Genomic DNA, 11,835 nt, shown 5'->3' on the forward strand with positions numbered 1-11,835 from the left:
TCTATTTTCGGGCATTGTTGCAAAGTTTTGGACATTGTGGTACAAATAGTGGAAAATGTTATCTTGCGGACAGCCATAGCAGTATTGGGAAAATTACGGAATTGCTATGGCGGGACAGAAAAATGAACATCAGTACCCATCTAATCCTATCATCTTCTTCAGCTGCCTAGCCTTATCGCAGAATTCGCATGAGTTAAGAAAGACAAGAATATTTAAAAAATGAAAGAGCTCTATTTCGCTCATTTCAACGTTCTCAACTTTTTTTATTGGCTCCCTCGCCTTCTCTTCTATTTCTCGTAAGATGTCTCGAATAAGGTTTACTGTCTTTTCTTCGTTTTTTATTTCAAAGCCTGCCCTTTTGAGTATGGAACAAATTCGCTCTGCTTCTACTTGTAAATACTGAATTCTGAAAGCAACTACCTCTTCATCTTCTCCGTAGGGCTTTACTAAAAAGATTCTAGCACTCCTTGCGTAGAGTACTTCGTTTCTTTCCTTGGCGACCTTCTCTAAAAATCCCGCATCTTCCAGTGCCTTAACATGACGGTAGATTGTAGATCTATCCCTTTTCAAACGCTCGCTTAGCTCGCTTATTGTCATTGGTCGGTCTCTCAGCTGACTGAGGATTTTAAAACGCGTTTCCTCTGCTAAGAGCTTTATCATATCAGGCTCAGTTACTACGATTACATCTCTCATGGCAGACCCTCAAAATTCTTCGAGCTTATCCTGAGGAGTCTCGCTCTCCTCAATTATCCTCTTCCCTGCAGCTACCATGTCTATGCTGTGCACAACCCCACCGAATTCTTCAATCGTCCTGACTATCTCATCGTAGTCCAAGTTATCCCCAACTATTGTTATTTTGATGTTCTCTGTTTCTTTGTCAATTTCTACGAGCGTTATGTTGACACCATCCACTCCTCTGAGCTCGCTCAGTCCTAATGCCAGCTCTGTAACCATTGGCTGATGAGGCTTTAAAACGTCTAATACCAATAACCTAATTCCTCTTGCCATAATTTCCCCCTACTCAAATCTAAGCTCAGATTTTAAGTATTTCGCCCAGCTTTTTGAAGAGCTCTAAGAACTCTTCATTCCTGCTCAGCTCTGCCATAGCAAGCCATTCTATAGCGGCAATAATATCTTCGTTTGAGAATTCCTTCAGATTCTCTTCTTTTTCTTCGATCATTTTAGATATCTTCATTTTGGTCTCATGCTCTTTTTCGGTAATTTTGTCCATTATGTTGAGGAGCTCATTCTCATCGAACTTAAAGCCCAAAGCTTTGAAGATTTCAAGCTTCGTTTTTAGCCTCGTTCTTGCTAAGTAGCGGAGCTCTTCGTCACCTAAATAGAGGTTTATATAGAAAGCATCTGCTGTCCTCCCGTAGTACTTCTCCACAAGATTGCCTTTCATCTCAGTTCTCTTAACCTCGACTAATCCCGCTTCCTTTAGCTTTTCTACGTGGTGATATATCGTTTGAGGTGTTTTCTTTAATATCTCTGAAAGCTGAGAAATAGTCATCTCTCTATCTCTCAGGAGTCTTAAGATATGCCTTCTCGTATCTTCAAGCATTAACTTGATTACCTTTGGATCAGTAATAGTTTTGACCTTCCTATTCATCTCGACCACCCAATTTTAACGTTCTAATTGTTGTTTAAACGTTATGCAATATAACCTTTTCCCTGAAATAGGGGGTGAGTAATCCTTCTAAAATGCAAATTCCTCTTCTCCCGTTTGCTCAATAACCTCAGCAAAGTCCTCTTCTCCAACGAACGTGAACCCACAAGTGTCACATTTTAGAGAATAGCTTTCTCTTCTAAGTGGAGAGAAGCAGACCGGACAGCGGTATTCCTTATCATTGAGCTCATCAAAAATCTCGTTGAGCATAACCAAGAGCTTCAAATCATTCTCCCAATCCTCGTGAACCATGCCCCAATAGGGCATGCTTAGAGGATAGTCCTCCTCCAAAATGAGTGGATTTATGCCGAGGCTTCTAACTCCCCTAGGGAGTCTTTGGGCAGGTTCTATGGAAACTACAAACTGGTCGTAGAACTCTATGTATTGAGCTCTAACTGTCATAGCTGAGGAGATTCTCCTTTTTAATGGGTAAATTTGAAGGAAAAGTGTGTCATTAAAAGGCTCATGGGAAACTGTTACACCGACTTTTTTGTTCGCAAAGAACTGGATTATCTCATCTTCTTCCCTCTCTTCGCCCATAAACTTAAAATTAAGCTTCCTCAAAGCGCGTGAGAAAAATATGGGTTTTGGGAGAGAGCTTTGATTAACCAAGTACTCTCCTATCCATCCAGCCAATGCCATTGAGTAGCCTACAAAGGCCTGCTTGTAAACGCGGAGATAAGCTACACTGGGCACTAATTTCATAAGCCTCAAGTTTTATGTGCACTCTTTCTTTATACCTTTTTCGTTATTTCCCCCTCATTCTCTCCTGGAGTTCATAGAGCTGTGCCACTTTCTCTATGGTATCGGCTTCCTCAGGGCTTTTGTCTTCTCTGAGGCTTACGTAGCGCGGGAATCTCAATGCAAAGCCGCTCTCATACTTCGGACTCTTCTGAATCTCCTGATATGCTATCTCCACGACCACTTTAGGCTCTATCACAACTTCTTTGCCTTCTTCTTTTATTATGAGGGGCTTAAGCATTTTCGTGAACTCCAACAAGTCTTCGTCTGTGAAGCCACTCCCTACCTTGCCGACAGGGACGAAGTCTCCGCGCTCTGGGTCGTAGGCTCCAAGGAGATAGGATGCAAACACATGCGCCCTTCTTCCTTCGCCCCATTCTGCTCCGATAATTACTAAATCAAGGTTTTCCATCGTCGGTTTAATCTTAAGCCACTTCTTACCTCTGTTTCCTGGCTCATAAACTGAGTCAAGCCTTTTGGCCATTAAGCCCTCATGCCCCATCTTTAGAGCCTCATTATAGAAGCGCTCAGCTTCTTCGACATTTTGTGTTACGAGCTTTTGAGCAAGCTTTATGCTTTCGCTCTCCTCTACAATACTCTCAAGCCTTGTTCTACGCTCCTTTAGAGGCAAATCTATCAATCCTTCCCCATCAATGTAGAGGGCATCAAAGAGGTTCAGCTCGAGAGGAATCTTTTCAATCATCTCCTCTATATTATATTTGCGCCTGAAACGCCTTAAGACGAATTGGAACGGTTTGGGTCTTCCTTCCTCACCTATAGCAACAAGCTCGCCTTCAATTATTGCCCTCTCGGCCTTTATGGCCTTTCTAACTCTCTCCACAACTTCGGGAATTGATTTGGTAACGTTCTCCAGTCTCCTTGAGTATATCACCACTTCATTGCCGTCTTTATGCACCTGCACCCTCGCCCCATCGTACTTTATCTCGAACTCGACTTTGCCGCCCATTTCGAGTAGAGCATCTTTCACGCTTGGTGCCTGCTGAGCCAGCATTGGTCGTATTGGCTTTCCAACTTGAATGTGCACTTTGGAGAGGCCTTCGTTTCCTTCAAGTTTTGCCACCTTAGCCACGTATCCAAAGTCGCTTGTGAGCATGAAAGCTCTCTCGACCAGCTCAACTTTAACTTTGAAGGCCTCGCTTATTGCATCTCTCAAAAGGCCTTCAGCAACTCCCGTTCTCATAGTCGCTAGAATAGTTCTCGCCAAATACTTTCCTTCTTCGGGAGAAGCGTCCATAAAGAGATTGGCTAAAAGCTTGAGCTTTCTATCTTGGCTTCTCTCTCCGCTCGTTTCCGCAACTTTAACGAGCGTTTTATAAACGCGCTCTATGGTTAAGGGCTGAGCAAAGAAGCTTTTCTGCTTCTTTTTCTTCAGGGCTAGAGCAACACTCTCTCCTAAATCGCCCGTATCCTTAATTGATTCCTCAATCTCTTTGGCATCAATGCCTGTAGCCATCGAAACTGCTTTAATTAAGAGCTTTTCACCGACTCCAAGCTCGCGTTCATCCCAGTCGGGAAAGACTTTTCCAAGAATCATATATGGGATTATCTCCAAGAGCTCGGGCTTTTCAACGCTCTTTAAAAACTCTGCTACAAACTTTGTCTTTAGTATCTTTGATGAGGTTTTTTCTAAGTTTCTATAAAGCTCAGCGAGTTCTTTATACTTCATTCCTCCCACCTAAATAGAAAATTAGCGTTGGGAAATAAAAATTATTCTCCTATCCACCGTTCCACCTTTGGCCTTCCCCTCCAAACATCACATATCTCGTACCTTTCAATCGAAAGATCCTTAAGAACCTCCTGCACGTTCGATATCTCCCCATCTTTCAAAAATGCAAACAAGCTCTTTCCTAGCATAACCATTGAACTTGGAAGCTTTAGCACTTTATCGAGTTCTTTGGCTATCTCCAAGAGCTCACCGCTTAAAAGCCCAGTATTTTCGGCAAAGCTCCTCGACAAGCGCATTAAATTCTCTACTTTTGGCTCTTTTAAAAGCTCTCTTAAGGCCTTTTGCCCTTCCACTTCTATAATTTTCACTACATCGCTATCCAAAACATTCCTTGTTGATAAGCGCCCAAGAGGGACAGCTAAGATTTTGTAATCCTCAAAGAAGATATTGTCAACAACCCCAATACCCGGGGCTCCAGCTTTAACTCTTATCTCAATTCCCCCATGTACTTGAGCTATGACATCGCCAAGGCCTCCTTTGTTTAAAACCTCGTATTTGTGTGCTATTTGGCTTGCTTGGAGGAAAGTTTTGTTCTTAAAAACATAGGCTAGGGCTAAGGCTGTTCCTAACGCTCCCCCGGCACTATTCCCAAAGCCGTATCCGTTAGGAAAATCGAAGTACTGCCAAATCTCCACTTCACCAATGTTTTCTTTTGGGATTATCTCATCTGCAACGGAATAGCTTATTTTAGCACTCTCCTTTCCCACGGGCTTGCCGTCGAATGCTACATGAATGTGCCTCTCTACTCCACCTTCCAAGTTTAGAAAAAGGTTCACGCCTTTATTCAAATTAACGCCTGCTCCTAAAGAACCGGCTAATAGAGGATTTTCATTAAACTTTGGAACGAAGAAAGCTGTTATGTGAGCTGGAATAAATGTTCTAATCATCTGACTCACCTCCAAGAAAAGTTGGAGTTTGGGTTTTTAAAATTGGTGAAAATGGGGGAAAACAAAATAAAGGAAAAATTTGTGGTTCAACAGTACTTTTGTCACTCCTCAACTACATAGGTGGGCACTTTTCCATGTGGAATGCCGTATTTCTTCCCGTACCACTCGCTTAGGAAGTACCAAGCGCCTACTAGGAGTACAATACCGAGTGGAAGGAGTACAACCCAGCTTTTAATGCCTATTGCGAAGAGGATGTAGAGTATCAAGCCGACTGAGGAAGCAGTTACTGCGTAGGGCACCTGCGTTGTGACGTGGTCTATGTGGTCGCTTCCAGAGAACATTGAACTCATAATTGTGGTATCGCTTATTGGTGAGCAGTGGTCTCCGAAGATACCTCCAGCAAAGACTGCACCTATAGCTGCGAAGACCTCTGGACCGACCCTTCCGGTGACTCCATAGGCTAATGGGATAGCTATTGGCATCATGATTGAGAATGTACCCCATGAAGTTCCTGTTGTGAATGAGATGAACATTGCGATGAGGAATACGATTAGTGGAACAAGCCCTCCTGTAATTCCAGCACTCTTGGCTAAGTCAACTACGTATGGAGCGGTTCCAACAGCATCAGCGGCGCTCTTAATGCTCCATGCCAATACTAAGATTGTGTTGGCGATAATCATCTGCTTCATACCTTGAACTATGGCTGTTTCGGCTTCTTCAATTGTCATGTGTCTTGTTCCAACGACAAGGGCAAACGCTAAGACTACCATGGTGAATGAACCCCAGAGCAAAGCTGTGGCAGGATCAGAGTTTGAGAGGACTTCCATTATTCCATCTTTGAAGCTCCCTGCAGCGGCATATGTTTCTCCACCGCCACCCGTGTACCACATTCCATAGAGTGTAATGAACACGAGGGCTAGGATTGGCCATATGAAGAAGTGGACGGTTCCTCCTTCCTTTGGAGCTCCCAAGTCAATCTCTGTGGTCATCATTGGCTTAGCACCGTCGCGGAGGACTTTTCCTTCTGTTCTCGTTCTGTACTCGGCGTGGAGCATGGCTCCATAGTGCCTTTGGGTGTAAGCGATAATAAACACGAGAATTATCGCGAGTATTGAGTAGAACCTGTAGGGGACGCTTGACATCCATGCAGCATACGCACCATAGTTAACGCCCAAGTCTTTGAATGAATCACCAATAAGGCCAATCTCATAGCCTATCCACGTTGAGACTAAGGCCAAACCTGCTACTGGAGCGGCTGTGGAGTCGTCTATGTAAGCGAGCATTTCTCTTGAAACTCTTGTTCTGTCTGTTATGGGCCTCATTGTGTTACCAACGATGATTGTGTTTGTGTAGTCATCGAAGAACACCAAAACACCCAAGAGCCAGCCCATGAGTGAAGCGGCCCTGCTGGTTTTTACCCTCTTTGTTAGAGCTTTACCAATTGCCATTGCACCGCCGGACTTGTAGATAAGTCCAACACCAGCTCCAATGAGGAAGTCAAATAATAAAATTCTCGCGTTCCAGTCGTCGGTGGCATTAGCCACAATCCACTCCAAGCTCTGAGTGGTTCCGCCTAATGGGTTCCATCCTGAAGCCATTACTCCTCCAATCCAAACACCTGCAAATAGCGCTAGTATAACCCTCTTTGTCCAGATAGCTAATATAATGGCTACCAATGGCGGCAGCAACGAGAGCACACCAAAATCACCCATCATTTAACACCTCCAACTTTTTGGGAATGAATTTTGCAAATCGCATTTCTTCGGTATTTATATAAATCTTTCGGAGATTTTCTTGTTATGCTGACAATTTTTGAAGATTATTCTACAAACATGGCAATATACCGAATATCGCTACTGTATTGTAGTTGGTGTTTTTGAACGTATTTGCTATTTATAGTACTATCAAGTCCATTAATGCGCTTTTATTTCATAAAAACCTTTCCCAAAAAAGCTTATGTTTTCAAGCCTAAAATCCTAGAAAAAGGTAGTGGAATAGAGATTAAACACAAAAAAGTATTCGGATGATGAATGCATATTCAATAAATATTTTAAGTGGGAAAATGTTACACAACGTTATTTATAATCTCCTTCATTTTCTGAAAATCTTTTTTGAGCTCTTCTTTTAGCACCGGTCGGTACAATGCTACCGCTGGATGGTACATTGGCATTATGACAATCTTGCCAAAGAGAGTTCTAGCTTCAAATGTTTTTCCGTGTATCTTGCTTATAGGCTCTGGAGTAAATCCAAATTTCTTTAGGATGTAGCTCATTGAGTGTCTTCCCAAAGGCACTATAACTTTGGGTCTTATAATGTCTACTTGAATGTCCAAGTAAGGAGAGCAGGCTTTAATTTCATCATCAGTTGGATCTCTGTTGTTTGGGGGCCTACACTTAACTATGTTCGTTATATATACCTCATCTCTTCTTAAGCCAATGCTCTCTAAAAGTTCGTCCAGCACTTTTCCTGCTCTTCCAACGAAAGGCAGGCCCTTTTGATCTTCCCAGTAACCTGGAGCTTCTCCAACAAACATCACTTTGGTTTTGTAGCTCCCCGCTCCTGGAACTGCATTCGTTCTAAGTTCACCAAGAGGGCACTTTTTGCATGTCCTTATTTTTTCTTCAAGCTTTCTTAGTTGTTCTTCCTTTGCCACGACTCACACTCTCCAAAGTTTGCTGTGCTAAATATGCGGTTAGGAGTTCTTTCCAAGCTGTGTAATATCCTCTCTCATAGTCATCTCTAAACTCATGAGAGACTATATTCTCAAAGTTTTTTAAAAGCTCCTTAGCTTTCTCTCTGTCGAACTCATTTATGAGCTTGAATATCAATGCATCGCTCTCATTGTCTTTTAGAGCACTTACAAAGCCTTCTATTGCTCTACTGTATCCCTTTCCCCATTCATCTTCTCCAACAATTTTTTCAAGCTTTTCTAAGTGTGTTTTGGCTCTGCTGAAGTCTCTTCTGAGAAGAGAGCGCACAAACATTTCCATCCTCATTTCCCGCGCTGGCATCTTTTCACCCCTTTTACATACTTCCTCAGGGTATTTAACTTGTTCGGGAATAGTCCTAAGACTGCAACAAGTTGCATCATGATGATCACAATCAGGACTGAGATATAATTGGGTCATATCTATGAAGTTAAATCTGCATATTTACGCAAAACTTTTTATACCTTCTACTTGTAATAATCTACCAGAGGTGATAAGTATGGAGGAGAGTGTGGGTGAGACACCAAGCGGCGAGAAGGAATTCGCCAAATCAACTAAGCGTATTCGTGAACTTATAGAATATCCTGAAATAACTGAAGAAGAATTTAAAGAACTTCTCAAAAATGCTCCTTTTGGTTATGGGAAAGGATTACCTTACAAGACATATTCAATTTGCCCAGAAACGAGGAGCATAGTTCAAGCTCTTGTCTGGGAAAATGATGGTAAAGTTTGGATAACTAAAAAGTGTCCTGAAGGAATGCTCACCGATGTTTATTATGAAGATGTTGAGATGTTTGAGCGCTTTATGAAGTGGAGCTATGACTTCAAGCTCACCACGTTTAACGTTGAGAATACTGGTGTTAACTGTCCTCTCGATTGTGGTTTGTGCTCAAGACATCGCTCACATACAAACCTTTTGAACATAGTTTTGACAAATAGATGTAACTTATCGTGCTGGTATTGTTTCTTCTACGCCAAAGAAGGTCAACCAATCTACGAACCAACTTTAGAGCAGATTAGAATGATGCTCCGCAACGCCAAGAAGGAGCAGCCCGTGGGGGCCAATGCGGTGCAGTTCACGGGTGGAGAGCCAACAATAAGGGATGATCTCATTGAAATAATTAAAATTGCCAGAGAGGAGGGGTATGATCACATCCAACTAAACACGGATGGTATTAGACTTGCATTTGAGCCGGAACTCGTCAAGAGAATCAGAAAAGCTGGAGTAAACACCCTCTACCTAAGCTACGATGGGATGACTCCACAGACTAATTGGAAGAACCACTGGGAGATTCCTCTAATTTTGGAGAACGTTAGGAGAGCAGACGGCCCAGGAGTAGTTCTCGTGCCCACAACTATTAGGAACGTAAACGACCATGAGCTTGGGGCAATTATAAACTTTGGACTAAACCACCTTGATGTAATTAGGGGAGTCAACTTCCAGCCCATCTCAATGGTGGGGAGGGTTCCAAAGAAGGAGAGGCAGATGTTTAGAATAACAATCCCCGGAGCAATAGCAAAAATTGAGGAGCAAACCAATGGAGCGATAGCTAAAGAAGATTGGTATCCGATACCTATAGCCGGACACATAGCGAAATTCTTTGAGGAGTTCACCGATAGAAAATATTACATGACCTCTCACTTTGGCTGTGGTGCTGCAACCTACGTTTTCCTTGATGAGGATAGAGTAATCCCAATCTCAAGATTCCTCGACGTTGAAGGCTTCGTTGAATTCCTTGAAGAAAAGGCGGAGGAGCTCAACAAGTGGAAGCACCTGCCGAAACTTGAGAAGCTTAAGGTTGGAGCAGAGATATTCCTTAAGTTCAAGAGCTTCTACGATGAGGAATACGCTCCAAAGAGCTTTGACGTGCTCAAAATAATGAAGAACGCCTTTGCTAAGGGAACCTACGATGCATTGGGAGAATTCCATTATAAAACGCTTTTCCTTGGAATGATGCACTTCCAGGATGAGTACAACTATGATGTGCAGAGGGTAGAAAGGTGCGTAATCCACTACGCAATGCCAGATGGAAGAATCGTTCCGTTCTGTGCCTTTAATGTTATTCCAGAGCTTTATAGGGATAAGGCACAGGCCCAGTTCAGCTACTCATGGGATGAGTGGCTTAAGCTGCACCCCAATTGGGAATACAAGAAAGACAAGTACATTAGAACCAAGGAGTTCATAGAGGAGATGAAGGGAAGTGAGCTCTACAGGAAGACGTATCTTGAGCTCAAGAACTACTTCGAGTGAGGTGAGAGAAATGAAAGAGTTAGTTAAAATAGAACTCAATCTTAATAGTATCCCTCCAGAGAAGGCGCAAACTCTGCAGTATGAGCTCTCAAAGAACCTCGCCACATACAGGGTGTCCATAAACCCATATGCCAAAAGCGCTGTTATAGTATTTGATGAGAAAAAACTCTCAAAGGAGGAGCTTTTAAAGCTCTTCGAGCCTTATGGAGCGAATATGATAGGTATGGAGCGCTTAACTCTTGAAGAGCTCATAGAAAACAGCATGAGCTGGAAGAACGTGAATCCCTGATAGGATAACCTTTTATAACTTTCTTTTTCTAAACTTCTTCCATGTACAAGGGACTGGCTATAATCTTTGGATTTCTCTTCATGGGTGAGGCGATAGCGGAAATCTTTGAGCTTTCAGTGCCAGGCAACGTCATAGGCATGATGCTCCTCACTTTAGCACTTTTAACCAATATCGTTAAGCTTGAGGATGTGGAGAGGGAAGCGGAGTTCTTTGTTAGAAATATGAGTGTAATGTTCATTCCTCCAGGCGTGGGCATTGTTTTGTATTGGGGCCTAATTAAGAGCCAAGCAATTCCGATTTTTGGAGCTTTGATAGTCAGCTTCCTCTTGACTCTGCTCTTAACGGCCAAATTCGTTGAACTTCTACGGGGGGAGAAAAAATGAACAGCTTTGGCATCTTTTTAACGCTGGCTGTGTTTTACCTTTTTTCAAAGTTCTACGAGAAGAGAAAAGTTTTTTACCTAAATCCGGTTCTCCTGTCGATAATTGTGATATCACTCATCTTGAAGGGTTTTAAAATAAGCTACGACTCTTATATGGAGAGTGCTCGCTTTATAAGCTTCCTACTCGGCCCAGCTGTTGTTAGTCTGGCTGTTCCCCTCTACAAGCAGCGGCATATCGTGAAAACATATGCAAAAGAAATCTCTGTTGGAGTCGTCTTTGGAGGACTTTTGGCTATAGCAAGCGCATTTTATATCGCCAAATGGCTTGGTGCAAATTTGGACGTTCTCTTGAGCATAGCTCCCAAGAGCATCACAACAGCGATAGCGATAGGAGTTAGTGAGAAAATAGGTGGTATTCCGGCTTTAACTGCGGTTTTGGTTATTTTGACGGGAATCCTGGGCAACGCTGTGGGAGTTGAGCTCTTAAATCTTGCAAGAATTAAAGATAGGGTCGCGAGGGGATTAGCCATGGGAATCACGTCCCATGGTCTTGGCACCGCGCGCATAATACTCGATGATGAGCTTAGCGGTGCTGTTAGCGGTCTTGGAATGGCTTTAAATGGTATCTTCACATCTCTCGTGCTTCCCTATTTAATCGAACTCCTCAAGTAGCCACTCACTCACCTTGAGCTTGTCTTGGTTGTCGAGGAAAAGTGTGAAATCTCTCTTTGCTATTCTATCATCTATGGGGGCGTGCTCGACCAGAAAAGCTATTATCTCTGCAGTGCTGTAGGGCACGTGGACTTTCATATCATCGGCTTTTTTGAAGAGCTTTTGAGGGATGTCAAATATGTCCTCGCCCTTCTTTATGTCAACGCTTATTTTGGAGTTTATCTGCTCCCAAAGGAGAAGCGTATTTTTGGCTTTTTCAATTTTTTCGAGGGCTCTGTGTTCTAATATGCTTACATTTGCCCTAGTAGTGCCTAAGAGCTCGGCTATCTCACTCTGCTTCAACCCTTTTGCCCTCAAGCGCAAAATTCTAATCTGCTGTTCAGTTAAGAAGCTCTTCATAGCAAACACCTGCATTTAAACATCTTAATTTAACATTGATGTGACTATTAAAAACTTTTTCGATAGAAAACTTTAAATGTTCTTTCCCCC

At 42.8% G+C, this 11,835-nt stretch carries 14 protein-coding genes; 4 read left to right on the plus strand and 10 right to left on the minus strand.

Translation table 11 applies throughout. The features are described 5' to 3' along the window. Positions 1 to 129 precede the first annotated feature (129 nt). The 9 genes from PAP_RS00285 to PAP_RS00325 form a co-directional block, all read right to left on the minus strand. Positions 130 to 693, minus strand: a complete 564-nt coding sequence (locus PAP_RS00285; RefSeq protein WP_048163969.1) for an ArsR/SmtB family transcription factor — start codon at positions 691 to 693, stop codon at positions 130 to 132. Between the two features lie 9 nt (positions 694 to 702). Beyond that, a complete protein-coding gene (locus PAP_RS00290) occupies positions 703 to 1,008 on the minus strand; it encodes a DUF211 domain-containing protein (protein ID WP_048163970.1) in 306 nt (101 codons plus the stop codon). Between the two features lie 25 nt (positions 1,009 to 1,033). Further along, positions 1,034 to 1,612 carry a winged helix-turn-helix domain-containing protein gene (locus tag PAP_RS00295; protein ID WP_048163972.1) on the minus strand — a complete coding sequence of 193 codons (579 nt, stop codon included), beginning with the start codon at positions 1,610 to 1,612 and terminating at the stop codon, positions 1,034 to 1,036. A gap of 87 nt (positions 1,613 to 1,699) precedes the next feature. Then, a complete protein-coding gene (locus PAP_RS00300) occupies positions 1,700 to 2,374 on the minus strand; it encodes an eL43 family ribosomal protein (RefSeq protein ID WP_048163973.1) in 675 nt (224 codons plus the stop codon). A gap of 43 nt (positions 2,375 to 2,417) precedes the next feature. Continuing rightward, on the minus strand, positions 2,418 to 4,097 hold the full coding sequence (locus tag PAP_RS00305; RefSeq protein ID WP_048163975.1) for an ATP-dependent DNA ligase: 1,680 nt from the start codon (positions 4,095 to 4,097) through the stop codon (positions 2,418 to 2,420). Between the two features lie 41 nt (positions 4,098 to 4,138). Next, positions 4,139 to 5,044, minus strand: a complete 906-nt coding sequence (locus PAP_RS00310) for a pantoate kinase (RefSeq protein WP_048163976.1) — start codon at positions 5,042 to 5,044, stop codon at positions 4,139 to 4,141. A 101-nt stretch (positions 5,045 to 5,145) separates the two neighbouring features. Beyond that, positions 5,146 to 6,756, minus strand: a complete 1,611-nt coding sequence (locus PAP_RS00315) for a Na+/H+ antiporter NhaC family protein (RefSeq protein WP_048165879.1) — start codon at positions 6,754 to 6,756, stop codon at positions 5,146 to 5,148. A gap of 353 nt (positions 6,757 to 7,109) precedes the next feature. Further along, positions 7,110 to 7,697: a type-4 uracil-DNA glycosylase gene (gene udg, locus PAP_RS00320; protein ID WP_048163978.1), complete on the minus strand. Its 588-nt coding sequence runs from the start codon at positions 7,695 to 7,697 to the stop codon at positions 7,110 to 7,112. Continuing rightward, a complete protein-coding gene (locus tag PAP_RS00325) occupies positions 7,666 to 8,055 on the minus strand; it encodes a hypothetical protein (RefSeq protein WP_048163980.1) in 390 nt (129 codons plus the stop codon). The genes udg and PAP_RS00325 overlap by 32 nt, the downstream gene beginning before the upstream one ends. Positions 8,056 to 8,251: 196 nt before the next feature. Here PAP_RS00325 and tes point away from each other — a divergent pair, with 196 nt between their 5' ends. The 4 genes from tes to PAP_RS00345 are packed head-to-tail and all read left to right on the plus strand — an operon-like array spanning position 8,252 to position 11,346. Continuing rightward, positions 8,252 to 10,003, plus strand: coding sequence for a tetraether lipid synthase Tes (gene tes, locus PAP_RS00330; protein ID WP_048163981.1), 1,752 nt, complete (start codon positions 8,252 to 8,254; stop codon positions 10,001 to 10,003). A gap of 10 nt (positions 10,004 to 10,013) precedes the next feature. Next, complete coding sequence (locus PAP_RS00335; RefSeq protein WP_048163983.1) at positions 10,014 to 10,292, plus strand: DUF3213 domain-containing protein; 279 nt, start codon at positions 10,014 to 10,016, stop codon at positions 10,290 to 10,292. A 41-nt stretch (positions 10,293 to 10,333) separates the two neighbouring features. After that, positions 10,334 to 10,675: a CidA/LrgA family protein gene (locus PAP_RS00340; RefSeq protein ID WP_048163985.1), complete on the plus strand. Its 342-nt coding sequence runs from the start codon at positions 10,334 to 10,336 to the stop codon at positions 10,673 to 10,675. Beyond that, a complete protein-coding gene (locus tag PAP_RS00345) occupies positions 10,672 to 11,346 on the plus strand; it encodes a CidB/LrgB family autolysis modulator (protein ID WP_048163986.1) in 675 nt (224 codons plus the stop codon). The genes PAP_RS00340 and PAP_RS00345 overlap by 4 nt, the downstream gene beginning before the upstream one ends. On the opposite strand, the gene PAP_RS00350 is transcribed toward PAP_RS00345, so the two are convergent. After that, on the minus strand, positions 11,326 to 11,745 hold the full coding sequence (locus PAP_RS00350) for a Tfx family DNA-binding protein (protein WP_048163987.1): 420 nt from the start codon (positions 11,743 to 11,745) through the stop codon (positions 11,326 to 11,328). The genes PAP_RS00345 and PAP_RS00350 overlap by 21 nt on opposite strands. Positions 11,746 to 11,835: the final 90 nt, after the last annotated feature.

Source organism: Palaeococcus pacificus DY20341 (assembly GCF_000725425.1).
GTDB lineage: Archaea > Methanobacteriota_B > Thermococci > Thermococcales > Thermococcaceae > Palaeococcus > Palaeococcus pacificus.